Annotated in this window: 25 protein-coding genes; 10 read left to right on the forward strand and 15 right to left on the reverse strand. The window is 61.5% G+C overall.

Annotated features, from left to right (window positions below; translation table 11 throughout):
- Window positions 1-149: 149 nt before the first annotated feature.
- Complete coding sequence (gene ddlA / locus ACJ8PL_RS02435; RefSeq protein ID WP_015377061.1) at window positions 150-1,253, forward strand: D-alanine--D-alanine ligase; 1,104 nt, start codon at window positions 150-152, stop codon at window positions 1,251-1,253.
- Window positions 1,254-1,287: 34 nt separating this feature from the next.
- On the opposite strand, the gene ACJ8PL_RS02440 is transcribed toward ddlA, so the two are convergent.
- Both ACJ8PL_RS02440 and ACJ8PL_RS02445 read right to left on the reverse strand, forming a co-directional pair.
- Window positions 1,288-2,067: an ABC transporter substrate-binding protein gene (locus ACJ8PL_RS02440; protein WP_033641010.1), complete on the reverse strand. Its 780-nt coding sequence runs from the start codon at window positions 2,065-2,067 to the stop codon at window positions 1,288-1,290.
- 34 nt (window positions 2,068-2,101) lie between these two features.
- Window positions 2,102-3,256, reverse strand: coding sequence for a methionine aminotransferase (locus tag ACJ8PL_RS02445; protein ID WP_021503974.1), 1,155 nt, complete (start codon window positions 3,254-3,256; stop codon window positions 2,102-2,104).
- Between the two features lie 118 nt (window positions 3,257-3,374).
- On the opposite strand from ACJ8PL_RS02445, the gene ACJ8PL_RS02450 reads away from it, so the two are divergent.
- From ACJ8PL_RS02450 to ACJ8PL_RS02460, 3 genes are all read left to right on the forward strand, one after another.
- The gene (locus ACJ8PL_RS02450) at window positions 3,375-4,295 is read left to right on the forward strand and encodes a LysR substrate-binding domain-containing protein (RefSeq protein ID WP_079449532.1); all 921 of its coding nucleotides are present in this window, start codon (window positions 3,375-3,377) and stop codon (window positions 4,293-4,295) included.
- 112 nt (window positions 4,296-4,407) lie between these two features.
- On the forward strand, window positions 4,408-6,705 hold the full coding sequence (gene bglX / locus ACJ8PL_RS02455) for a beta-glucosidase BglX (protein WP_028127648.1): 2,298 nt from the start codon (window positions 4,408-4,410) through the stop codon (window positions 6,703-6,705).
- 73 nt (window positions 6,706-6,778) lie between these two features.
- Complete coding sequence (locus tag ACJ8PL_RS02460) at window positions 6,779-7,702, forward strand: DUF7916 family protein (protein WP_048795758.1); 924 nt, start codon at window positions 6,779-6,781, stop codon at window positions 7,700-7,702.
- Here the strand turns inward: ACJ8PL_RS02460 and ACJ8PL_RS02465 are convergent.
- A complete protein-coding gene (locus ACJ8PL_RS02465; protein ID WP_016928625.1) occupies window positions 7,699-8,727 on the reverse strand; it encodes a methyltransferase in 1,029 nt (342 codons plus the stop codon). The genes ACJ8PL_RS02460 and ACJ8PL_RS02465 overlap by 4 nt on opposite strands.
- A 353-nt stretch (window positions 8,728-9,080) precedes the next feature.
- Between ACJ8PL_RS02465 and ACJ8PL_RS02470 the strand changes: the two genes are divergently transcribed.
- The gene (locus ACJ8PL_RS02470) at window positions 9,081-9,473 is read left to right on the forward strand and encodes a hypothetical protein (protein ID WP_016928624.1); all 393 of its coding nucleotides are present in this window, start codon (window positions 9,081-9,083) and stop codon (window positions 9,471-9,473) included.
- Window positions 9,474-9,545: 72 nt separating this feature from the next.
- Here the strand turns inward: ACJ8PL_RS02470 and ACJ8PL_RS02475 are convergent, their stop codons facing one another.
- Complete coding sequence (locus ACJ8PL_RS02475) at window positions 9,546-10,346, reverse strand: alpha/beta fold hydrolase (protein ID WP_442531034.1); 801 nt, start codon at window positions 10,344-10,346, stop codon at window positions 9,546-9,548.
- A gap of 237 nt (window positions 10,347-10,583) precedes the next feature.
- On the opposite strand from ACJ8PL_RS02475, the gene ACJ8PL_RS02480 reads away from it, so the two are divergent.
- Window positions 10,584-11,345: a CDP-diacylglycerol diphosphatase gene (locus tag ACJ8PL_RS02480; RefSeq protein WP_442530789.1), complete on the forward strand. Its 762-nt coding sequence runs from the start codon at window positions 10,584-10,586 to the stop codon at window positions 11,343-11,345.
- 41 nt (window positions 11,346-11,386) lie between these two features.
- On the opposite strand, the gene ACJ8PL_RS02485 is transcribed toward ACJ8PL_RS02480, so the two are convergent.
- The 6 genes from ACJ8PL_RS02485 to lsrK all read right to left on the reverse strand — a co-directional run bounded on the left by ACJ8PL_RS02485 (window position 11,387) and on the right by lsrK (window position 16,942).
- Window positions 11,387-11,689: a hypothetical protein gene (locus tag ACJ8PL_RS02485; protein ID WP_033641003.1), complete on the reverse strand. Its 303-nt coding sequence runs from the start codon at window positions 11,687-11,689 to the stop codon at window positions 11,387-11,389.
- On the reverse strand, window positions 11,686-12,321 hold the full coding sequence (locus ACJ8PL_RS02490) for an AAA family ATPase (protein ID WP_033641002.1): 636 nt from the start codon (window positions 12,319-12,321) through the stop codon (window positions 11,686-11,688). Before ACJ8PL_RS02490 ends, ACJ8PL_RS02485 begins: the two co-directional genes overlap by 4 nt.
- A gap of 270 nt (window positions 12,322-12,591) precedes the next feature.
- Window positions 12,592-12,933: an HNH nuclease YajD gene (yajD, locus tag ACJ8PL_RS02495; RefSeq protein WP_016928619.1), complete on the reverse strand. Its 342-nt coding sequence runs from the start codon at window positions 12,931-12,933 to the stop codon at window positions 12,592-12,594.
- A gap of 79 nt (window positions 12,934-13,012) precedes the next feature.
- Window positions 13,013-13,906, reverse strand: coding sequence for a LysR family transcriptional regulator (locus ACJ8PL_RS02500; RefSeq protein WP_033641001.1), 894 nt, complete (start codon window positions 13,904-13,906; stop codon window positions 13,013-13,015).
- A 59-nt stretch (window positions 13,907-13,965) separates the two neighbouring features.
- Window positions 13,966-15,150: an MFS transporter gene (locus ACJ8PL_RS02505; RefSeq protein WP_016928616.1), complete on the reverse strand. Its 1,185-nt coding sequence runs from the start codon at window positions 15,148-15,150 to the stop codon at window positions 13,966-13,968.
- Between the two features lie 226 nt (window positions 15,151-15,376).
- Window positions 15,377-16,942, reverse strand: a complete 1,566-nt coding sequence (gene lsrK / locus ACJ8PL_RS02510; RefSeq protein WP_016928615.1) for an autoinducer-2 kinase — start codon at window positions 16,940-16,942, stop codon at window positions 15,377-15,379.
- Window positions 16,943-17,135: 193 nt separating this feature from the next.
- Between lsrK and lsrG the strand changes: the two genes are divergently transcribed.
- The 3 genes from lsrG to ACJ8PL_RS02525 all read left to right on the forward strand — a co-directional run bounded on the left by lsrG (window position 17,136) and on the right by ACJ8PL_RS02525 (window position 19,096).
- Window positions 17,136-17,429: a (4S)-4-hydroxy-5-phosphonooxypentane-2,3-dione isomerase gene (gene lsrG / locus ACJ8PL_RS02515; RefSeq protein ID WP_033640998.1), complete on the forward strand. Its 294-nt coding sequence runs from the start codon at window positions 17,136-17,138 to the stop codon at window positions 17,427-17,429.
- 87 nt (window positions 17,430-17,516) lie between these two features.
- The gene (locus ACJ8PL_RS02520) at window positions 17,517-18,422 is read left to right on the forward strand and encodes an O-acetylserine/cysteine exporter (protein WP_004939557.1); all 906 of its coding nucleotides are present in this window, start codon (window positions 17,517-17,519) and stop codon (window positions 18,420-18,422) included.
- Between the two features lie 83 nt (window positions 18,423-18,505).
- On the forward strand, window positions 18,506-19,096 hold the full coding sequence (locus ACJ8PL_RS02525) for a LysE family translocator (RefSeq protein WP_442530790.1): 591 nt from the start codon (window positions 18,506-18,508) through the stop codon (window positions 19,094-19,096).
- On the opposite strand, the gene ACJ8PL_RS02530 is transcribed toward ACJ8PL_RS02525, so the two are convergent.
- The gene (locus ACJ8PL_RS02530; protein ID WP_016928611.1) at window positions 19,072-19,899 is read right to left on the reverse strand and encodes a helix-turn-helix transcriptional regulator; all 828 of its coding nucleotides are present in this window, start codon (window positions 19,897-19,899) and stop codon (window positions 19,072-19,074) included. The two genes, ACJ8PL_RS02525 and ACJ8PL_RS02530, sit on opposite strands and share 25 nt — an antisense overlap.
- Before the next feature lie 69 nt (window positions 19,900-19,968).
- Here ACJ8PL_RS02530 and ACJ8PL_RS02535 point away from each other — a divergent pair, with 69 nt between their 5' ends.
- On the forward strand, window positions 19,969-20,187 hold the full coding sequence (locus ACJ8PL_RS02535) for a DUF7661 family protein (RefSeq protein ID WP_016928610.1): 219 nt from the start codon (window positions 19,969-19,971) through the stop codon (window positions 20,185-20,187).
- A gap of 9 nt (window positions 20,188-20,196) precedes the next feature.
- Here ACJ8PL_RS02535 and ACJ8PL_RS02540 read toward each other — a convergent pair whose 3' ends face one another.
- The 4 genes from ACJ8PL_RS02540 to ACJ8PL_RS02555 all read right to left on the reverse strand — a co-directional run bounded on the left by ACJ8PL_RS02540 (window position 20,197) and on the right by ACJ8PL_RS02555 (window position 23,777).
- Window positions 20,197-21,045 (reverse strand): PA4780 family RIO1-like protein kinase, encoded by an 849-nt coding sequence (locus tag ACJ8PL_RS02540; RefSeq protein ID WP_016928609.1) that lies wholly within the window; start codon window positions 21,043-21,045, stop codon window positions 20,197-20,199.
- 120 nt (window positions 21,046-21,165) lie between these two features.
- Window positions 21,166-22,656, reverse strand: a complete 1,491-nt coding sequence (amyA, locus tag ACJ8PL_RS02545) for an alpha-amylase (protein WP_016928608.1) — start codon at window positions 22,654-22,656, stop codon at window positions 21,166-21,168.
- A 111-nt stretch (window positions 22,657-22,767) separates the two neighbouring features.
- A complete protein-coding gene (locus ACJ8PL_RS02550) occupies window positions 22,768-23,424 on the reverse strand; it encodes a DUF799 domain-containing protein (protein ID WP_016928607.1) in 657 nt (218 codons plus the stop codon).
- Entirely contained in the window at window positions 23,421-23,777 is a 357-nt protein-coding gene (locus ACJ8PL_RS02555; protein WP_016928606.1) for a DUF4810 domain-containing protein, read from the reverse strand. The genes ACJ8PL_RS02550 and ACJ8PL_RS02555 overlap by 4 nt, the downstream gene beginning before the upstream one ends.
- Window positions 23,778-23,780 lie beyond the last annotated feature (3 nt).

The following is a 23,780-nucleotide window of genomic DNA, read 5'->3' on the forward strand; positions in this document are numbered from 1 at the left end:
CAATATACGAAGTGTATACGTTTGGGATGGTCGCGATGTGGCATTCTGTGGCGTAAGAAGATTCTGGCAACAACGATTGCCGCCGCCAGGCAATGCGTTTATTGTGATGAACGACTTTTTTGCCATGATTTTTCAGAAGGATTTAAGGCGTGACTAAACTACGTGTTGGGGTGATTTTTGGCGGTAAATCGGCGGAGCATGAGGTGTCGCTGCAGTCGGCCAAAAACATTGTGGATGCAATCGACAAAGAGAAGTTTGACGTCACGCTGCTGGGGATCGACAAACAGGGGCAGTGGCACATCAACGACGCCTCCAATTACCTGCTCAACGCCGAGAATCCGGCGTTGATCGCGCTGAACCGCTCGAACAAGAACGTGGCGCTGATCCCGGGCCAGGAAAAACAGCAGCTGATCGAAGCGGGCAGCGCCGGCGCGCTGGGCCAGCTCGACGTCATTTTCCCGATCGTGCACGGCACGCTGGGGGAGGACGGCTCGCTGCAGGGGCTGCTGCGCATGGCCAATATGCCGTTCGTCGGCGCCGGCGTGCTCGGCTCGGCGGTCAGCATGGATAAAGACGTGACCAAACGCCTGCTGCGCGACGCCGGGCTGGCGGTGGCGCCGTTCGTCACCCTGACGCGCGCCAACCGCGCCGGCTTCACGTTTGAGCAACTGAGCGAGCGCCTCGGCCTGCCGCTGTTCGTCAAGCCGGCTAACCAGGGCTCGTCGGTCGGGGTCAGCAAGGTGGAAAACCGCGCCGAGTTTGACGCGGCGGTGGCACTGGCCTTCAGTTTCGATCACAAGGTGCTGGTGGAGTCGGCGATCGTCGGCCGCGAGATCGAGTGCGCGGTGCTGGGGAACGACGATCCGCAGGCCAGCGTGTGCGGCGAGATCGTGCTGAGCGACGCCTTCTACTCCTACGACACCAAATACATCAATGAGCAGGGCGCTCAGGTGGTGGTGCCGGCGGCGATCGCGCCGGAAGTGAGCGACCACATCCGCGAGGTGGCGCTGAAGGCGTTCCGCGCGCTGGAGTGCTTCGGGTTGGCGCGGGTGGATGTGTTCCTGACGCCGGACAACCAGGTGGTGATCAACGAGATCAACACGCTGCCGGGCTTCACCAACATCAGCATGTATCCCAAGCTGTGGGCCGCCAGCGGCGTCAGCTACCAGGCGCTGATCACGCGCCTGATCGAATTGGCGCTGGAGCGCCACCAGCAGGATCGCGCGCTGAACAGTTCGGTGTTCGATCGCTAAACGCGGCAGGGGGCGGCGGTGCCGCCCCTGTCCATCACTTCACCGTCACATCGATATCGCCGAAATACTTCTTCGACAGCGCCGCCACCGTGCCTTGCTGCTTCACTTTGGCGATGGCGGCATCCAGTTTCTTCTTCAGCGCCTCATCCCCTTTGCGCAGGCCGAAGGCGATGCCTTCACCGAGGATTTTGTCGTCGCGCACCGCTTCGCCGACGAAGGCGAAGCCTTTGCCGTCCGGCTGTGACAGGAAGCCGCTTTGCCCCGAGGGCGCCATCACCAGCGTGGCGTCGAGCCGACCGGCCGCCAGATCGAGATACACCTGATTCTGATCCTGGTAAGACACCACATCCACGCCCGCCGGCGCCCAATGGGTTTTGGCGTAAATCTCCTGAATCGAGCCTTGCAGTACGCCCACGTGTTTGCCCGCCAGCGCGTTGGCGTCCGGCAGCAGGCCGCTGCCGGCTTTGGCGATCAGGCGGTTCGGCACCTGATAGATGGCGTCGGTAAAGGCGATCGCCTGGCGCCGCTGTTCGGTCACGTTCATCGCCGAGTTGATGGCGTCGAACTTGCGCGCCTGCAGCGCTGGGATCAGGCTGTCGAACGAGGTTTCCACCCAGCTGCATTGCAACTGCGCGGCGGCGCACACCGCGTCGCCCAACTCGATGTCGAACCCTTCCAGTTTGCCGCTGGCGGATTTGGATTCGAACGGCGGATACAGCGCTTCCAGACCGAAGCGCAGGCTGTTTTCCGCCGCCAGAGAAGAGCCGGCGGCCAGCAGGCATCCGGCGGCGAACAGCGTTTTCAAAGCTTTCATAGGCAGTGCCCCTTTCCCATGGTCGGACAAAAAATTACACCTGGCTCAGGCGACGCGCGCCTTCCAGCAGGGTCTCGTTATCTTTGGAAAAACTCAGCCGAATAAGGCCGGTATCGGTGCCGTCGCTGTAGAACGCCGACAGCGGGATCGTCGCCACCTTCGCTTCGCGGATCAAGCGCACGGCGAAATCATTGTCGCTTTCGTGACTGAAGCCGCTAAAGCGGGCCAGCATGAAGAAGCTGCCGCGGCTGGGCAGCAGCTCAAAGCGCGAATCCTGCAGGGCGCTGGCCAGCAGATCGCGCTTTTGTTGGTAAAACGCCGCCAGCCCCAGGTAGCTCTGCGGGTTGGCGAGCGCGGCGGCGAAGGCGTGCTGCATCGGCGTATCGGCGGAGAACACCATGAACTGGTGCACCTTGCGGATTTCGTCCATCAACGCCGCCGGCGCCAGGCAATAGCCGACGCGCCAGCCGGTGACGTGGTAGGTTTTGCCGAACGACGACACGATCACGCTGCGTTCCGCCAACTGCGGATAGCGCGCCATGCTGTGGTGAATATCGCCGTCGAACACCACGTGCTCGTAGACCTCGTCGGACAGGATCACGATGTCGGTGTCGCGGGTCAGGGCGGTCAGGCGGTCGATATCCTGCGCGTCGAACACCGCGCCGGTCGGGTTGTGCGGCGTGTTGACGATGATCATGCGCGTTTTGCCGTTGATGGCGGCGGCCACTTCGTCCCAGTCGACGCGAAAATCCTGCAGCGACAGTTTGATCGCCACCGGCGTGGCGCCCTGCAGGCGCACGATCGGCGCATAGCTGTCGAACGCCGGTTCGAAATAGATCACCTCGTCGCCGGGATGCACCAGCGCGCTGATCGCCGAGTACAGCCCTTCGCTGGCGCTGGCGATCACCGTGATTTCTTCGTCGGCGTCATAGCGCGCGCCATACAATCGTTCAGCTTTTTCCGCCAGAGCAGCACGTAACGCCGCCACGCCGCTCATCGGCGCGTATTGGTTATGACCTGCACGCATGGCTTGCGCCGTTGCCTCGATCAACTGCGGATCGCCGGCGAAATTGGGCGCGCCCTGCGACAGATTGAGGGCCTGATGTTCGGCGCTGAGTTGGCCAATGACGGTGAAGATAGTGGTGCCGACGTCCGGCAGCTTCGAGCGGGATGAGCAAGCGCTCTGCATGATGGGCTCCAGGCAAACAGGGAAGTGTTGAGCGATTAAGCATCAGCCGGCGTAGGCGGACAAGGGAAAGTTTGTCATACTTGCCATGCACTACGATCATACCTAATCGAGGCTCGCTATGCCGATACCCCTGCCGTCGCTCGACGTGTTGAAAACCTTCGTGGTGGTGGCGCAACGCCTTAACTTTACCCATGCCGCCCGGCAGCTGCACCTGACGCAGGGGGCGGTCAGCCGGCAAATCCTTGGGCTGGAACAGCGCCTGGGGTATCCGCTGTTCAGCCGCCAGGCGCGCGGTCTGACGCTGACGCCGCAGGGCGCGCAGCTGCTGGCGCCGGTGCAGCAGGCGCTGGGGCAGTTGGATGAAGCCCTGACGCGGGCCGCAGCCCCGCCGGGGGCGCTGCGCATCAAATGCCCGACCTGCGCCATGCGCTGGGTGCTGCCGCGCATCATTCGCCTGCAGAATGAACGGCCGGACATGCACATCGAACTGACCGCCTCGGTGTCACACGGCCTGGATTTCAGCGCCGAGCAGTTTGACGCCGCGGTGCTATTCGGCCGGCCGCCGGGCAAAAAGCTGACCGCGCACCTGCTGTTCGACGAAATCCTCACGCCGGTCTGCACGCCGACGTTTCTGCCGCCGGCGCCTCGGCTGACGGACTTGACGGACAAAACTCTGCTGCACCCGACGCGCGATCGGCGCGACTGGCTGCGCTGGCTGAAGGCGGCGGGCGCCGATGCGTTGCCGTCCGGCAAGGCCCAGCATTTCGATACCCTCGATCTGGCGATGAGCGCGGCGCTGCAAGGGTTTGGCATCGCCATCGGCGATCTGTGCCTGTTGGAGGAGGATATTCAGGCGCGGCGCGTCGTGACGCCGTTCCCGCTCTGCGTCAGCAGCGGCGCGGCCTATTATTTGGTCTATCCTGAACGCACGGTGGCGCCGCCGACGTTAACCGCGCTGGTCGATTTTCTGTCGGCGGAGGCCGCCGACAGCCGCGCCCGGCTGCAGAATTACCTGCCGATAACCTGTAATGCTTTGTAAACATTAGCGATGCGAATTCCCTTGGCGATGAAACAGAGTGTGGCAAACTGTTTCTTCACTCCGATTAAACCCCGCGGCTTTGGCGGCGGAAACACGCCTGAGATAAAACAAGATGAAATGGCTTTGTGTGGTGAGTATGTTGTCCGGTCTGGCCCTCAGTCCGGCTTTTGCGCAGGAAACGCCGATAACGCAGGGCATTCACGCCCAGCAGCGCGACGCCTTCGTGTCCAATTTGATGAAGCAGATGACGCTGGAAGAGAAGATCGGCCAGCTGCGGCTGATCAGCGTCGGGCCGGATAACCCGAAAGAAGCGATCCGCGAGGGGATCCGCAAAGGGCAGATCGGCGCCATCTTCAATACCGTTACCCGGCCGGATATCCGGGTGATGCAGGATCAGGCGATGCAGCTCAGCCGCCTCAAAATCCCGTTGTTCTTCGCCTATGACGTGGTGCATGGCCAGCGCACCGTGTTCCCGATCAGCCTGGGGCTGGCGGCCAGCTTCGATCTGGAGGCCATTGCGCTCAGCGCCCGCGTGGCGGCGCAGGAGGCCAGCGACGATGGCCTGAACATGACCTTCGCGCCGATGGTCGATATCACTCGCGATCCGCGCTGGGGCCGGGTGTCCGAAGGCTTCGGCGAAGACACCTGGCTGGTATCGAAAATCGCCAAGGTGATGGTCGACGGTTTCCAGAACGGCGATCCGGCCAAACCCGGTTCGGTGATGGCCAGCGTCAAGCACTTTGCATTGTACGGCGCCGTCGAAGGCGGCCGCGATTACAACACTGTCGACATGAGCCCGCTGCGCATGCATCAGGACTATCTGCCGCCTTATAAAGCGGCGGTGGACGCCGGCAGCGGCGGGGTGATGGTGTCGCTCAACGCGATCAACGGCGTGCCGGCCACCGCCAACCCGTGGCTGCTGAAAGATCTGCTGCGCGAGCAGTGGGGCTTTAAAGGCATCACCATCAGCGACCACGGCGCGATCAAAGAGCTGATTAAACACGGCGTGGCCGCCGACGCGCGCGACGCGGTGCGGCTGGCGATCACCTCCGGCGTCGACATGAGCATGAGCGACGAGTTCTACGACAAGTACCTGCCGGGTCTGGTGAAGGACGGGCTGGTGCCTGAAAGCGATATCGACCGCGCCTGCCGCGACGTGCTGAACACCAAGTATGACATGGGGTTGTTCACCGATCCGTATGTGCATCTGGGCCCGGCGGGTTCCGATCCGCAGGACACCAACGCCGAAAGCCGTCTGCATCGCGCCGAAGCGCGGGTGGTGGCGCGCAAGACGATGGTGCTGCTGAAGAACGATAAGCAGACGCTGCCGCTGAGCAAGCAGGCGACCATCGCGCTGGTCGGGCCGATGGCCGACAGCCAGCGCGACGTGATGGGCAGTTGGTCCGCCGCCGGGGTGGTCAAACAGTCGGTCACCCTGCGCGAAGGGCTGGAGCGGGCGGTGGGCGACAAGGCGCGCATTCTGTACGCCAAGGGCGCCAACGTCACGCAGGATAAAGGCATCATCGACTATCTGAACGAGTATGAGCCGGCGGTGGCGTTCGATACCCGCTCGCCGCAGCAGATGATCGACGAAGCGGTGCAGGCGGCGAACAAGGCCGACGTGGTGGTGGCGGTGGTGGGGGAATCGCAGGGCATGGCGCATGAGGCCTCCAGTCGAGCCGACATCACGATCCCACAGAGCCAACGCGATTTGATCGCCGCGCTGAAAGCCACCGGCAAGCCGCTGGTGCTGGTGCTGATGAACGGCCGGCCGCTGGCGCTGAGCTGGGAGAGCGAGCAGGCGGACGCGATGCTGGAAACCTGGTACAGCGGCACCGAGGGCGGCAACGCGGTGGCGGACGTGCTGTTCGGCGACTATAACCCGTCGGGCAAACTGCCGATGACCTTCCCGCGCTCGGTCGGCCAGATCCCGATGTACTACAACCACCTGAACACCGGCCGTCCGTTCGGCAAGGAGAATCCGGGCAAGTACACCTCACGCTACTTCGATTCGCCGAACGGCCCGCTGTATCCGTTCGGTTACGGCCTGAGCTACACCACCTTCAGCCTGTCGGATCTGAAATTATCCAGCCCGACGATGGCGCGCAACGGCAAGCTAACCGCCAGCGCCACGCTGAAGAATACCGGCAAGTACGACGGCGCCACGGTGGTGCAGCTGTATCTGCAGGACGTGACCGCCTCGGTCAGCCGGCCGGTGAAGGAGCTGCGCAACTTCAAGAAAGTGATGCTGAAGGCCGGTCAGTCGCAGCAGGTCGAACTGCCGATTAGCGAAGACGATCTGAAGTTCTACAACGCCAGCCTGAAATGGGGGGCGGAGCCGGGCAAATTCAACGTGTTCGTCGGCCTGGATTCCGACAACGTGCAGGCGCAAAGCTTTACGCTGAAGTAACCTTTTCCCCCTCTTTCACTGCGGTGGGAGAGGGGGATCCATCCTTTCCGCTAATGTCACCGGAGCTTGCCTCATGAAACGGTATCTGGACTGCAGCGCCAGCGATCTGGCCGATATCGGCAAAGCCGATCTGCTCTACGCCATACGCGCCAGCGAAGGGCGCATTTTGGTCAGCGAAACCATCGCGGTCACTCAGCCGCTGCTCAATAACGTCACCAATGCCGAACTGGCGGCCAGTCAGGGCGCCGATCTGTTGCTGTTGAACCTGTTTGACGTCGATCGTCCGCATATCGCGGGCCTGCCCGCCGACGTGCCGCCGCAGGAGGCGCTGCGCACGCTGCAGCGCCTGACCGGGCGGGTGATCGGGGTGAACCTGGAGGCTGTCGATCCGGCTTTCGCCACCGAACATAACGACTTCTGGCAGATGACGGCGGGCCGCGCCGCCACCGCCGAAAATGCCCGTAAACTGTATCAACTCGGCGCGCGCATGCTGGTGCTGACCGGCAACCCGAACAACGGTGTCAGCAATCAGGCGATCGCCGCCGCGCTGAAAGCGATCCGCGATGAAGTGGGCGACGAGATGGTGCTGGTGACCGGCAAAATGCACGGCGCGGGCATTGTGCGCGAAAGCGGCAGCCAGCTGATCGGCGAGCGGGACATCGCGCTGTTCGTGGAAAACGGCGCGGACATCGTGCTGTTGCCGGCGCCGGGCACCATTCCCGGCATGTCGCAGGAGAAAGTGGCGGCGTTGATCGCCTTTGCCCAGCGGCAGGGCGCGCTGGCGATGACGGCGATCGGCACCTCGCAAGAGGGGGCCGACGTGCAGACCGTGCGGCAGATTGCGCTGATGAGCAAAATGGCCGGCGCCGATCTGCATCATATCGGCGATACCGGCTATTTGGGGTTGGCGCTGCCGGAAAACATCTTCGCCTACAGCGTGGCGATTCGCGGCGTGCGCCATACCTACAGCCGCATGGCGCGATCGGTGAACCGTTAAGTCAGGGGTTTTTGCGCCGTGACGATGCTGAAATAGCCGAGCGACGGCAGCACCTGAGCGGGCCCGAAGCCGATGTCGCGCAGCAGGCCGCCGATTTCCTTGCCGGAGTATTGGCGGCCCTGCGTCCATCCCATCATCATCAGGCTGTACCCCGCGGCGGCAGGCGGGCCGTCGCCGTCATCGTTGTACAGCACTTCGTGGATCACGATCCTGCCTCCGGGCGGGAGGGCCGCATAGCTCTTTTGCGCCAGGAAGCGGTTCTTGTCCATCGGCCAGTCGTGGAAAATATTGGAGTACAGGTGCAGGTCCGCCGCCGGGTAGGGATCGCGCCACATATCGCCGCTGTGGGTGCCGATGCGGTGGCTGAGGCCGTAATGGCGCGCGTAGTCGGCGGCGAGCGGGCACACCTCCGGCAGATCGAACACGGTGCACGTGAGCGCCGGCCAGTGGGCCGCCAGGCTGATGGCATGGGCGCCGGAGGCGCCGCCGATATCCAGCGCCGCGCGGCAGGCGCCGAGGGGCAGCAACGTAGGCCAAACGCTGGCCGATCCCATGCTCAGGCTGTGCATGGCGTGGGTAAAACGCCGCATTCTGTCGGCGTCGAGCGTATGCGTTTCAAACAGCTCCTGCTCGCCATACACCTGCGAAGTATTCTTTCTGATGGCGCTTTCCAGGTTTTGCAGCGTGAAAATCTCGCTGTTTTCAATCATCAAATCCCAAAAATAGCCGAAGTAATGCGGGTTGTTTTTTAACAAAAAGATTTCCGCTTCCGGCGTCAGAGAGAATGTTTCGCCGTCTCTGGCGATCAATTTCAATGCCACTAGCGCCATGACCAGCGTCTCCGCCGGGCGTTTTTCCACATTGGCCTGAGCGCATATATCGGTCAGATTGCGGGGGTGCAGAGCAATAAACTCAAAGATGCCCAGGCGGTGCGCAATAAGCGCCGCCGGATAGAGATATAAATTCATCGTGATATCGAGAATGGTTTTGTCGTCGCATTGCGGCGGCCGGACGGAATGGTTCATGCGGCTCTCCTTCCCCTAAGGCGTGGCGCGTCTTAACAGGCTATGCCACGCCTGTGGTTTTAGCAAAGGGCGGGGGCGCGATTGACCGCAGACCAACGCTTTTCGTTGTAAATAATTCCCTGTGAGACTGTTTTAAATTGAATTGGGTGCGGTTAATGTCGCGCGTAAAAAACTGACGCCGGGCGGAATAATAACCCCATCATGCATTTTTATTTTATTGGAGGTTAACTTAATCACAGTTATTAACGCATCAGGGTTGTGTTAATCTGGGCCGCCGTTATACCGTACCGACATTCACATTATTTTTGTGAATAATTCAAAGCTAAATAATTCATTATTAAAACGAGATAACAATGAAAAAGATCATTCTGACCGGCATGATTGCCGCGACTCTGGGCTTGTTCAACACCGCCAACGCCGAAGGGATGGATCCTGCCGCGTTGAAAAACGTCTATGACATCACGCGTAATACCGCCGGGCTGATGTCCTACTGTGTCGATAAAGGTTTCCTGAAAGCGGACAGCATCGACAACGCCAAGAAAATGGTGGCCTACGTGGCGGCGATCCCCGGCGGCGTCGACACCCGCGACGGCGACAAGCGCGAAGCGATGGGCCGTGAAGGCAATGTGCTGAACGACGACGGCAACGTGGTTGCGTTGGAGAAGGAAGCGCCGCAGGGTCTGCAGGCGTGGTGTCAGCAGGCTGACGAAGGGATCCGCCAGGGGCTGACGTCTATCGGCCAATAAGCGCCGGATTTAGCCTCCCCCTCCTTAAGGCTTCGTCTGAAGGGAATCTCCGGGCCAGCGGCCCGGAGCATCTTACCAGAACAGTGGCGTAGTGTTTTCAGCCAGAAACGCCAGCAGCGTGTCGTTGACCGCCGTCGGGTTTTCCTTGTTGCTGATATGCCCGGCGTCAGGGATCAGTACATGCCGACAGCCGAGAATATCCGCCATGCGCTGGCCTTCTGCCGGCGGGCGCGGCTTATCTTGCGCGCCGGTGATGACGATGCTGGCAGCGGTGATGTTTTCCAGCAGCGCCAGCTTGTCGGGGCGGCCAAAGATCATCCGGCCCAGCGGTACGATGCTCTCGCGCAGGCGATCGGCGGGCAGGCTCTGGAGCTGGCACAGCAGCGATTGCAATAAGGCGTCGGGGACATCATCGGAATAAAACAGCGACGCGACATGTTCCAGCAGCGGCGATGCGATGGCGCCGGCCTGTTCCACGGCGGCCAGCATGCCCATATAGCGCTGCCGCGCCTCCGGCGTTTCGTCGCCCAGGTAGCTGTCCAGCAGCGCCAGCACTTTCACCCGCTCCGGCGCCAGCGCCGCCAGTTCGGCGCCCCACATGCCGCCGACGGACAGGCCGATGATGCCGAACTCTTCAATATCTAAACGATCCATCAGCGCCAAATGATCGGCGGCGATATCCGACAGGCTGTTTCGCCCGGGCGGCAGCGCCGGTGAATCGCCGTGGCCCCAGAGATCCGGCACGATCAGGCGGTAGCGTTTCGCCAGCGCTTCGAACTGCGGCGCCCACATATTCAGATCGAACAGATAGCTGTGGCCCAGCAGCAACGGAAAGCCCGAACCCACGTCGAGGTAATGCAGGGATTTGCCCATCGTTGGCATCTTATCGGTTCCTTATATAAAGAGAGTCCGGCTGCTTATATCATACTCATATTCAACCTGCGGTATTAATTTACCTTAAATTACTCAGGTGGCGACATATTTGTAATTATCCTTTGCTAACAAGAGGTCAATGAAAGGTGGCATTAAGGATAATATTCTGGTCGAGGCCGGAGCCTTGATTTATGCTGGCGATCCTTTCAAGATGGAATAGCTAAACAGGGCGTCGCGATGAAAAGACTTTTCAGACTATTAATTATTTTGCTTGTTATTTTGCTGCTGGCGGCGGTGCTGTGGTGGTTCTTCGGGCGCGGCAATCCGAATGCGTTATGGCAAATTGTTAGCCAGCAGTGCATGCCCAATCAGCAACAGAACCACGATCCGGCGCCCTGTGTAAAGGTTGGCTTAACCGAGGGTTATGTCCTGTTTAAAGACAGCAAAGGTCCCTATCACGATCTGGTGATGCCAACCGAAAAGGTCAGCGGCATCGAGAGCCCGATATTGCAAGCGGAGCGAACGCCGCATTATTTCGCCCTGGCCTGGAACAACCGCGAACATATATCCGGCGAGCTGGGTAAACCGTTAAAAGACGCGTGGCTTTCTCTGGCGGTCAATTCGAAATATGGCCGTTCTCAGAATCAGCTGCATATTCACGTTGCCTGCTTGCGCCAGGATGTCTATAACGCGCTGGGGGAACAGGCGGAGCAATTAGATCAACAGTGGCGACCGCTGGCGGTGAAATTGGTCGGCCACCACTACCTGGCCAGAAAATTGGCGGGCACCGATTTAACCCAGGAAGATCCTTTCCGCTTGTTGCAAAACTATGTGGCCGAGCAGGGCGACAGCATCGGCAATTACGGCCTGGCGCTGGCGGTCAGCCCGCAGGGCGAGATGCTGCTGTTGGCGAACCGTTTGACGTTGACCGATCTGAACCTGGGCTCGGCCGGCGAAATTCAGGACTACCGGTGCGAGGTGGCGGGGAACTCAAGATGATAACGGCCCGCCGGCTGGGTCAGCCGGCGGCTGCCGTGCGGTCAGAGCTTCTTCAGCAGTTCCAGCAGCTGCGCTTCGCTTTTCTCCGCCAGCCCGTCGATGGCGAGCTTGATGATGTCGGAGCGGGTGATGCGCACGATGCCGTTGCGCGCCGCCTGCACGATCACCTCATCGATGGCTTCGATGTGGTTGTCCGTCAGGCTGACGGAAATCGCCTTATAGGTGCGCTTGCGGCCGGCCGGCTTGGTTTCCGGCGCGGGCGCCGCGACCGGCAACGTGTGCGAGGTGGCGCTGTTGATGAATTCGTCTTCCGACATGCGGTGGGTGGGGGTGCGCTTCTTCACAGGATCACCTCTTTCACCAGGCATTCGATCTCGGCCTGCGCCTTTTCATTGTTCGCCTCATGCACGGTGATGGCTTCGCCCCAGGCGTCGCGGTAAATTTTGCGGTCGCACAGGCGGTTGCTCACCAGGGTGAACTCCGGGTATTCGCTCAGCACCTGCGCCGCTTCGTTGGCTTCATTAATGAAGATGTTGGTCGGGCACATGTTCAGCACGATGTAGCCTTTGACCTTCTCGTTATATTCCTGCGCGGTGGAGAACATCTCCGACAGATAGCCGATGGTGTCGAGGTCCATCTGCGAAGGGCGCAGCGGCGAGAGGAACAGATCGGCGGCCAGCAGGCCGGAGCGCAGTTCGGCGCTGTCGCGGCCGGCGGTGTCGACGATCACGTAGTCGTAATGGCGATCCAGCTCTAGCAGCGTTTCCTTGATTTTGCCCGACGCGGCTACCACCGGAATGTGCGGCAGCCCTTCGACGTTCTGACGGTCGTTGTACCAGGTCATGATTGATTTCTGGTCGTCGGCATCGACGATGATCGCCGTCTTGCCTTGCTTAAGAATCAGATACCCGGCGATATTCACCGCTTTCGTCGACTTGCCGACGCCGCCTTTTTGCGAGCCAATCAGAACAATCATGCTGCCATCTCTCAAGTTATTAAGCGGGTAACTTATTAAGTTAATGCGCTTATTAGGTTGATAATCAAACAGGTTAACAAGAACAACTCGCGAACAATATGCACCAACTGCGGCGGCTTGCCAAGCCAGTATGTTGTTAACTGCGCAGCTTATTTTGCGGTGAATGGACCGGATGGGTAAGTAGGAATTCTCTGGGAAGTGACGATGCGGAGGTGGGTTTATTAATTTAACAGCTTAATAAGTTAATTGGCTATTAAGCTGTTTGCGGCATTATTTCTTCATCATCGCTTTCAGGTTGGCGAACGGATTGTGGGTGGCGACGCCGACATCTTTCTGCGCGTCTTCACCGGCCACTACCGTCGAACCGTATTGATCGGCCTCGGTGTATTTCGAGTGCTCGTGGTCGTGGCAATACAGACACAACATTTCCCAGTTGCTGCCGTCTTCCGGGTTGTTGCTGTGATCGTGATCAATGTGGTGCACCGTCAGTTCGCGCAGGTTGGAATAGACGAACTCGCGTGAGCAGCGCCCACACACCCAGGGGAACAGTTTCAGCGCTTTTTCGCGGTAGCCGGTTTCCAGCTTCGCATAGTTTTTGGGGATATAGGCCATGGTGGTTGTCCGTGGTGAATCACTATGCGGTAAATAATACCACACTGCGCGCGGCTACAGCGTGCGGCTCATCTCGCCGTTAGCGAAACGTCTCCACCGCCCAGTCGATGAACGCCCGCAGCTTGCCGCTGAGGTGGCGATTGGACGGGTAGACCACGTACATCTGCTCCGGCGGCGGCTGCCAGTCGTGCAGCAGGCTGACCAGTTCGCCGCGCTCGAGGTGCGGCTGCGCCATAAACCGATAAATCTGGATGATGCCTAATCCGGCCAGGCTCGCCGCCAGCAGCGCGTTGCCTTCATTGATGCTGACCGGGTAGCGCTGCTGGATGGCGATCTCTTTGCCGCGTTCGACATAGCGTTGCGGATGGATGCGGTCGTTGACCGGATGGCGGTAGTGCACCATCGGAAAACCCTGTTCCAGATCGCACGGGTGGCGCGGGGCGCCGTGGCGCGCCAGATAAGCCGGGGTGGCGCAGCTGACCCAGTCCAGATCGAACAGACGCCGGGCGATCAGGCTGGAGTCGGCCAATGGGCCGCTGCGGATCACGCAGTCGGCGCTGTCGCTGATCAGATCGATAACGCGATCGCCGATGCTGAGATCGATTTGGATTTGCGGGTAGCGTTCCAAAAAGCCGGGCAGCGCCGGCAACAGCAGTTGGCGAGCGGTGCCGCTGCCGGTGTCGATGCGCAGCACGCCCTGCGGAGAACTTTGCGACTCGGTCAGGCAGCCCTCCATCTGCTCCAAATCCGCCAGCCATTTCACCGTATTTTGGTAATAGCATTCGCCTTCGCGGGTGACCGACACGCTGCGAGTGGTGCGCTGAAACAGCTTGGTCTGCAGGTGATCCTCCAGATTTTGGATCAGCTTGGTGACCGTCGCTTTCGGCATGCCCAGCGAATCGGCGGCGCGGGTAAAGCCGCCGGTTTCCACCACACGGTTAAATACCCGGATAGCGAGCAAATGATGGTCCATAGGTTCTCAACGCCATGCCCCGGCGGTGGCCGGGGCATGTTTCTGCAGATAGATAATGATTAACACTGTTTAGCGCCAATCGCGCCGGAGCGCAAGCTGAGGCCGAACACCAGCGTGGCGGAGAGGATCAGCGCGCCGCCGAACAGCATCGCGCTGCTGACGCCCTGCCAGTCCACCACTTCACCGCCCAGCAGTGCGCCGGAGGCCAGCGCGATCTGGATGACGCACACCAACAGCGCCTGTCCGGCTTCCGGCGCCTGCGGCACGGCGGCGAACATCCAGTTGGTGGCGCACACCGGGACGGCGCCAAAGGCCAGCCCCCACACCAGCACCATCAGCGTGGCGCCGGCGAGGCCGCTGAGCAGCGGCGAAACGATCAAAATGCCCGCCAGCATGGCGGCGATCAGAATAAAGGTGGCGCGCAGGCTGTATTCCCCCAGACGCTCGCCGAGGAAAGTGCCCAGCAGGCCGATGGCGCCATAGGCCAACAGCTGCAGCGAGATCGCCGACGGGCTGAGCACGAACACCTGTTGCAGCAGCGGCCGCAGGTAGGTGTAGGCGGCGAAGTGGCCGATGAACAGCAGCACGATGGCGATCAGGCCGATGCGCGCCATCGGCAGGCGCAGCGGCAGCACCAGATCGCGCGGCGTGACCGGGCGGGAAGGCGGCACCGAGGTCAGCAAACGCAGCTGCGCCGCCAGTACGCCGACCGCCAATGCCGCACCGCCGAAGAAGGCGGCGCGCCAGCCGAACAGATCGCCGATCAGCGCCCCGGCCGGCACGCCGCACACCGCGCCGACCGAGATGCCGCTGAGGATCAGCGCGGTGGCGCGGCCCTGGCTGGCTTCCGGCACCAGATGGCGGCCGTAGTTGGCGGCGAACGACCAGAAACCGCCGACGCAGATGCCCAGCAGCACGCGGCCCAGCAGCATCATCGGGAAGTTGACGGCCAGCGCCGCCACCAGGTTGGACACCATCAGCAACAGCGACAGCCCCAACATCAGTAAACGCCGATCCAGACGGCCGGAAATCAGGCTCAATGCGGGGGCGGCCACCGCCGCCACGATGCCGGGCATGGTGACCATCAGCCCGGCGGTGCCGGTGCTGACGCCGAGCGAGGGGGCGATGTTGGTCAGCAGGCCGATCGGCAGAAACTCGGTGGTGACCATGACAAAACAGGCGACCGTCAGCGAGAAGATCGCCGGCCACGGGGATGATGCAGGGTTATCTTTATTATTCAGCATAATGCCGCTCGTCTCAGGTGAATGCGCAGGCCGTGCGCGGGGCACGGTGTGACCGAAGTCACAATCTACGGCAGGTGCAAGTCGCGGATAAATCCATCTGCGGTGGTTACACTGTTTCTGAGGGGGAACAATCGCGGCAGTGAGTTTGAGTTAAAGCGCGGCTTGCGCCGCGCCGAGAGGAAAGGAATAAAACGGCATAAGGTTATGACCGAATGCTGCGTGGCGCTTACAGCCCCGGCGCTTTCCACAGCGAGGTGGTCAGGCCGTTGTCCACCAGCGTCAACTGATCGGCGTAGACCCGCCGCCAGGTTTCTTTCTGTTCCTGATACAGCGCGTGGTGGGTCATGTCCGGCTGATGCTCGCGCTCCCAGCGCACCAGGCGCTCGCCGGTTTCGGCCAGCGATTCGTACAGCCCGGCGCCGACGCCGGCGGCGATCGCGCAGCCCAGCGCGGTGGCCTCTTTCACCACCGGCACCCGCACCGTCAGCCCGGTGACGTCGCTGAGGATCTGGCTCCACAGCTTGCCCTTGGCGCCGCCGCCGGCGAACACCAGCGAACGGGCCTGCACGCCGGAGAAGGCGGCGATCTGTTCCAGATTGCAGGCGGAGACGATGGCGGCATTCTCCTCCAGCGCGCGGAACAGCGTCTGTTTGTTGCAGCGCTCCGGGTCGATCGACATGTTGATGAACGACGGCGCCGCGTGATACCAGGTTTTGAAATGCATGGCGTCGGAGAAAATCGGCATCACGCCGTAGGCGCCCGGCGGCACTCTGGCCGCCATCTCTTCCAGCAGGCTGTAGGCGTCGATCCCCAGCCGCTCCGCCAGCAATTTTTCTTCCGCGCAGAAGGCGTCGCGGAACCAGCGCATGGTCAGGCCGGTAAAGAAGCTGATGGATTCCGCCTGCGCCATGCCGGGAATGACGTGGGGGTTGATGCGGATGTTCATCTCCGGATCGATGGCCGGCTCCGGCAGGTTGACGATTTGCTGCCAGAAGGTGCCGCCGAGCACCGCCGTCTGCCCGGCGCGCACGATGCCGAGCCCCAGGCTGCCGAGCTGCACGTCGCCGCCGCCCATCACCACCGGGGTGCCGCGCAGCAGCCCGCTCTCCTGCGACGCCTGTTCGGTGACGCGCCCCAGCACGCTGCCGGTCTCTTTCACCGGCGACAGAATATCGGCGCGCAGGCCGGCCAAGTCGAGCAACGCCGGCCGCCAGTCACGGCTGGTCAGATCCAGCATGCCGGTGGTGCCTGCGTTGGAAGGATCGACCGCCAGTTCGCCGCTCAGCATGTTGGCCAGCCAGTCGCTGATCATGGTCAGCGTCGCCGCCTGGCGGTAGATGTCCGGCCGATGGTGCGCCAGCCACAGCAGGCGCGGCATGGCGCTCAGTGCCAGCGTCTGGCCGGAGTGCTGGTACACCTCGCGTTCGAAGCCGTGGTTGTGCAGCTCTTTCAGCTCGCTGACTTCGTGGCTGGCGCGTGCGTCGACGTTGGCGCAGGCCCAGATCGGCACGCCGTTGCGGTCGTACAGAACGATGCCTTCACGCATCGAGCAGCAGGCCACCGCGCGGATCGCCTGAGCGCTCAAGCCTGCGCGTTGCATCGCCTGGCGGATGCACTGGCAGGCCAGCTGCCAGTTGCGGCTGAGGTCAAACTCCATCGAGCCGGGCACGCCCGGCACCGCCAGGTGTTGCCACTCCGCCTGGCCGTGCGCGATCTGGTTACCCGCCAGATCGAAGATCACCGCGCGAATGCTGCCCGTTCCTGCGTCCAGCGCCATCAAGTAGTTATCCATAGCCTATGCTCTCAGGGGGAGGAGTGTTAACTATAGATGCCGCCGCCTTACCCCGCCGGGGGAGGAGTGGGCGTCGCCGACGCGATTTGTGAGCCAGGCGGCAAAATTGCCGTTGCGGCAGGGCAATCGACGGGAATAAACCTATGGTTGGAAAGCGCCATGTTACGGCGCGCCGTTTAAACAAGGAGTTGCCATGCACGTCACATTGGTTGAGATCAACGTTAAACAAGACAAAATCGACGAATTTATCGATGTTTTCCGCGCCAATCACCTGGGCGCGATCGAAGAGCCGGGCAACCTGCGCTTCGACGTGCTGCAGGATGAACAGATCCCGACGCGGTTTTACATCTACGAAGCCTATCGCGACGAGCAGGCGGTGGCGGCGCACAAGCAGACCCCGCACTACCTGCAGTGCGTGGCGAAGCTGGAAGCGCTGATGACCGGCCCGCGCAAGAAGACCACCTTTATCGGCCTGATGCCTGAATAATCGCCGGCGTTTGCCGGTGTCCATGCGCCCGGTTTGGTTGTAACCTGCAAGGCAAAGCGAATTTTCAATGGGATAAGCGGGGCGAGGATGACATTGCGCGATCGGCTGTTGGCGCTGTTGGTGGTGGTGATCTGGGGCGTGAATTTTGTCGTGATCAAGTTCGGTTTACAGGGCATGCCGCCGTTTCTGCTGGCCGGGATGCGTTTTTTGCTGGTGGCGTTGCCGGCGATCTTCTTTATCCCGCGCCCGACGATCCCGTGGAAATGGCTGCTGCTGTACGGCATGACCATGAGCTTCGCGCAGTTCGCGTTTTTGTTCGTCGCCATCAAGGTGGGCATGCCGGCGGGGCTGGCCTCGCTGGTGTTGCAGGCGCAGGTGTTCTTCACCCTGCTGTTGGGCGTCGTGCTGATGGGAGAAAAGCTGCGGGTCAACCATTTCGTCGGCATCGCTATCGCCAGCGGCGGCATGCTGGTGCTGGCGCAGGCCAGCCTGCATAAGCCGGGCAGCGGCGCGGTCCCCCTGGCGGGCCTGCTGCTGACGCTGGCGGCGGCGTTTTCCTGGGCGCTGGGTAACCTGACCAACAAGAAGATCCTGGCCGGTTTCCCGCAGCGTAATATTTTATCGCTGGTGGTGTGGAGCGCGCCGATCCCGGTCGTGCCGTTCCTGGCCTGCAGCTGGCTGTTCGACGGCCCTGAGGTGGTGCTGAGCAGCCTGAGTCATGTGCAGGTTGGCACCTGGCTGGCGGTTGCCTATCTGGCGTTTGCCGCCACGCTGTTCGGTTATTCGGTGTGGGGCAGCTTGCTGGGGCGCTATGAAACCTGGCGCGTTGCGCCGCTGACGCTGCTGGTGCCGCTGGTCGGGCTGTTCGCCGCCTGGCTGCTGCTGGACGAAGCGTTGTCGCCGGCGCAGTTCGGCGGCGCATTGCTGGTGCTGGCCGGCATGGCGGTCAACACCTTCGGGCTGCCGCGCCGCCGGGCCGTCGCCGTGCGCTAAACCGAACAGGGTAATTCTGTTCAATACGGTGTCGGCGGCGGTCGGCATTCTGGCGCCTGTGAATATTTTCTCAGGTGTCCATCATGAATATCTACCTTTCCATGGCCGCGTTTGCGCTGGCGGCTTCCATCACCCCTGGCCCGGTCAACATCGTCGCATTAAGCGCCGGGGCGCAATTCGGTTTTGGGGCGACCCAACGCCATGTGTTCGGCGCCACGCTGGGGTTTATCCTGTTGCTGGTGCTGCTGGGATTGGGCATGCACCAGCTGCTGCTCCTGTGGCCGGGGCTGACCCGCTTGATCCAGTGGGCCGGCGTGGCTTTTCTGCTGTTTATGGCCTATCGGCTGGCGTTTGACGACGGCAGGCTGGGCAACGGCGCGGCGCAGGCGCCTTCCTGCTGGTACGGCGCGCTGATGCAATGGCTGAATCCCAAGGCATGGCTGGCGTCGGTGGCCAGCCTCGGCGCCTTTGTCGGCGATGGCGACATGCTGTTGCTATGGCAGTTCGCCGGGCTCTACTTCGTGATTTGCTATGCCTCGGTAGCCTGCTGGGCCTATGTCGGCGCGATGCTGCGCGGCCTGCTCAGGCAGGCGCGCAACGTACAACGCTTTAATCGCGCGATGGCGGCGTTGCTGGCGGCCAGCGCTTGTTATCTGTTGGCGGAGGGTTTTTGATACTGGCCGGGCGTGGCGGCCAACAGCTGTTTGAAGGTGCGCTGAAAGTGCGCCTGATCGGCAAAGCCGCTTTCGCTGGCGGCCGCGGCGATCGGCAGGCCGCTTTTCAATAGCCGATGGCCGTGCTGCACGCGGCGGTTGATCAGATAGGCGTGCGGCGTCATGCCGTAACGCTGGCGGAAGGCGCGGATCAGGTAAGAAGGGGAGAGCGCGGCGGCGCGGCAAATGTCGTCCAGCGTCAGCGGCTGGGTGCAGTGCGCGTCGATAAACGTGGCCGCCGCTTCCAGTCGGCTATGCGGCGGCGTCTCCGGCTGGCGGACATCGCCCAGCCCGAGCTGCAGGGCGCTGAAATACTCCACCATGGCGATCTGTTTTTCCAGCGCGCTGCACAGCGGATCCGTCAGCAGCGCATAAAGGCGATTCAGGCCGTGGAACAGCGCCGGATCGCGACTGAGCGGCTGACTGAACGGAACAAAACGCTCGCCTTCGCCGCCGAGCAGCTCCTGCTGCAGCGCGCCGATCCAGGCGAGATCGAGATAGAACATGATGTACGACCAATTGCGGTCGGCGATCGGATTACAGGCGTGCGCCTGCTGCGGGTTGATGATCACCAGATCGCCGGCGCTAACCTGCATGCGCCGCTCGCCGTTGACATAGGTGCTGACGCCGCCGGTGATGGCGCCGATGGAAAAGAATTCGTGGCTGTGCAGGCTGTAACACGCCTGGCGGCCATCCGCGATGGCGCGGGCTTCGACGAACGGCAACTGCGGATCGCGCCAGAACTGCGGCGTTTTTTCACTCATACGCTTTCCTTTTCACTGCGGCGGCATCACAGTGTTATAGCCTGAAAGCGACGAGAGGGGGAATGGCGGATGATGATTTTTAACGTGTTCGGCCGCCTGCTGGGCGTGAAGCGCATCGGGGACGAATGGCGGCTGTTCCGCGTGACGCTGCCGGAGCGCAAATATGCCCCCAGCCACGATATCGTGTTGCCGGCCGATCTGCGCGAAGAGGAGATCGCCGGCTATCTGGGGGATATCTATCACGAGGCGGCGACGCCGCAGCGGCCGGAGGTGTTTCGCGTCGAATAGCGCGGCGCGTTACTCTTCCGCGTTGCGCGCCATGAGGCGGCGCTGGTGTTCCTCGCTGGCGGCCTGGATCTCTTCCAGCACCGAGCCGACATCGGCGCGCTTCTGGATTTCGCTGAACCGGCCGCTGAGGGCGCTGTCCGGCGTCAGATTGCCTTCCTGATACAGCGCCCAAATCTCTTTGGCGTATTGGCTGTCGCGCAGTTCCGGCGCGAATTGGCCATAATATTCCGCCAAATTGTTGATATCGCGCTCGAACATGCTTTTGGCGTGATTGTTGGCGGCGGCGTCCACCACCTGCGGCAGATCGATGATCACCGGCCCGTCTTTATCCATCAGCACGTTGAATTCCGACAGGTCACCGTGCACCAGCCCGGCGCACAGCATGCGCACCGCGTAATTCATCATCAGGGCGTGATCGGCGCGCGCCTGTTCCGGCGTCAGGATGACATCGCTCAGGCGCGGCGCCACCAGACCTTCTTCGTCGGTAATCAGCTCCATCAGCAGCACGCCGTCCAGGCAGATATCCGGCTGCGGCACCCGCACCCCGGCCTTGGCCAGCAGATACAGCGCGTCCACTTCGGTGTTTTGCCAGGCTTCTTCCTGCTGCTGGCGGCCGAATTTGGAGCCTTTGCTCATGGCGCGCGCGTCGCGGCTGTTGCGCACCTTGCGCCCTTCCTGATAGTGAACGGCCTGCTTGAAGTTGCGCTTCTCGGCCTCTTTGTACACTTTGGCGCAGCGGATCTCATCGCCGCAGCGCACGATAAACACGTCGGCTTCTTTGCCGCTTTTCAACCGGCGGATGACGTCGTCGATTAACCCGTCATCTACCAGCGGCTGGAGTCGTTTTGGAATTTTCATGCAGCCTTGTACCCTATTTAGGCTCCGGTGTGAATGGCTTGCGCAGTTGATAGCGTAAGTTAGACCCGAAAGGCAAACATTAGTTTTGCCGCCGCGGCATCATTGCGCGGCGGCGGGCGTTCACAGGCTGCCTGTCGGCACCCAGACGCTGACGCTGCCGGCGTTAACCGGGAAATGGGCGCTGCCCTGGTCGTCGGTGGTGATTTCCTCCTGGCGGTTACCGAGGAAATCGCGCCAGGCGGTGTGCGCCAAATCGGCGCCCAGCGCGACCGTCTTGCCGCTCTCGCCGCCGTTGGTCAGCACCACCACGCAGCCGGGGGCCTCGGCGGTGCCGGCGCGGCTGAAGGCCACGCAGTGGCTGTCGTCGAAGTAGTCGGTTTGCGGGCCGTTGGCGAAGCGCTGGCGGGCGGCGATCAGTTTCTCCAGCTCCGGGATCGCCGGCATGTCGATCTGGTATTCGCCGCCGTCGCGCCCCTTGTCGCGGTAGCTGGCGCCATACAGGTCGGGGTAAAACACGCAGGGTACGCCCTGTTCGCGCAGCAGGATCAGCGCATAGGCCAGCGGTTTGAACCAGGGTTCCACCGGCGCTTCCAGCGATTGCAGCGGCTGGGTATCGTGGTTGGCGACCAGCGTCACCGCGTGGGCCGGATCGGCGGCGGTCAGGGTATCGGTGAAGATCTGCGCCATGTCGAAGCCGTCGCCCTGTTTCGACGCCTGATGAAACTTCAGGTGCAGCGCCACGTCGAACAGCATCACCTTGCCGTCCACCAACTCGATATATTGTTGCAGCGCGCCGAGATCGTGCGACCAGTATTCGGCAACGATAAACAGGTCGCGCTGCGCGCTGCCGCGCACGTGATCCGCCCACTCTTTGAAGAACCAAGCGGGAATGTGTTTGGCGGCGTCAAGGCGGAAGCCGTCGCACGGCAGCGTGTCCAGCAGCCAGCGCGCCCAGTATTTGAGTTCCTCCGTCACCGCGGCGTTGCGGAACTCCACGTCGGCGCCCATCAGGTAGTCGTAGTTGCCTTTCTCGTCGTCGACCTGATCGTTCCAGCCGTCGTCGCCGTAGTCGTTGGCGATTTTAAACACCCCTTTGTCGTCCGGCTGCTCAACATAGTCGACGCCGCTGAAGCATTTGTAATCCCAGATAAACTCGGAATGCACGCCCTGGCGACCGGGAAAGGTGAAGCGGGTGTAGGCCAGCGCGTCGAAGCCCTGGTCGTCGATATCGTTGCGGTTGTTGGCGTCCACCTTGAACACGTGTACCCGTTCTTTTTCGTCCGCGCCGAGCTTGTGGTTGAACACCACGTCGTAGATCACCCCCACGCCGTGTTCGCGCAGCGTAGTGGCGGCATGTTCCAGCGCTGCCTTGTCGCCGTATTTGGTGGCCACGCTGCCTTTCTGGTCAAATTCGCCCAGATCGAACAGATCGTAGGTGTCGTAGCCGACGGAGTAGCCGCCGGAAGCGCCCTTGCAGGCGGGGGGCAGCCACAGATCGGTGATGCCCAGTTCGGCCAGGTGCGGGGCGCGCTCGGCGGCCTCCTGCCACAGTTTGCCGCCGTCGGGGTAGTACCAGTGGAAGAATTGCAGCAGGGTGGTTTTTTTCGTCATGAGCCAGCGTCCCGGTTAGCCAGAAGGAAAGGAGCAGTTAAAGCATGGGCTACTTTTGGCAAAAGGGACAAGTTTGGCATAGGCGGCCCGAAAGGCCGCCCGAGAGACTGCTTAACGCTGGCTGGCGTAATGAGGCGAGCGCGGGCCATAAAGAATGGCGCCGTTCTGACCTGTTGCCGACAGGAGGCGAGTGTTGGCGATGGCACCAATGTCGAACCCTTTATCGCTGATGGTATCCGCGATTTGTGAAATCGCGGCGCTGATCACCATGCCCAGCAGGCCACCGGAATTGTTGTTGCCTTCGTTGCTGGATGCGGTGGCGGTGCCGGCCCACAGCTGTTTGCCGTTGCGCAGGTCAACCAGGCGAGCGGCTACGGTAACGCGAGTTTCGCTGCTGATCACCATGTAGCTGGTACCGTATTGCGTGACATCCAGGTACAGCACGGTGTCGGCGCCGAAAATCTGGTGCAGTTTTTTCGGACTGACGGCGCGGATGTCGTTGGCGTTGGTTAGACCGTTTTGCAGGAAGGTTTCCTCCACTACAGCGACCGGCATCACATAGTAACCGGCCTCGGCCAGCGGTAAGGTTGCACTGGCGAGCACGCTGTGGCTGGCTTTGACATCCGGCGACTGATTCATCGGCGGCAAGACCAGGATCGACTTCGGCTTGCTCTCATGGAATGCCGCATAGTCATAAGGCGTTTGCTTGGCACAGCCGCTCAGCAACAGGATGGCGGTAACGCTGAGGAAAGTGAGTACACGCTTCATTTAAAGCTCCCCTTATCCTTTGCCATCAGGAAATTCATAAACGGTGCCGATTCCGGGAACAGCGTTTTTTCCGTGTTGAATTCACTCATGGCTTGTCCGTCGTTGCCGGTTTTGCTGTACAGCAGCCCCAGTTGCGCATGCAGCCCCGGCGGTACGGCTTTATCCTTGGCGCGGGATTTCTCGACGATCTCTTTCAGCGTAGCGATCTGCTGCTCAGGGCTTTGCCCATCCTGCTGGTAGTATTGATAAAGAGAAGTTTGGTAGCCATCCCAATTGTAAAGCGTTTTCGGCGCGGCGCAGCCGGCCAACAGGGTCGCTGCAAACAGCGCCCCGCCCATTTTTTTAGTTATCATCTT

This window comes from Serratia sp. CY83965, from assembly GCF_052166375.1.
In the GTDB taxonomy this organism is placed as follows: Bacteria; Pseudomonadota; Gammaproteobacteria; order Enterobacterales; family Enterobacteriaceae; genus Serratia; species Serratia marcescens.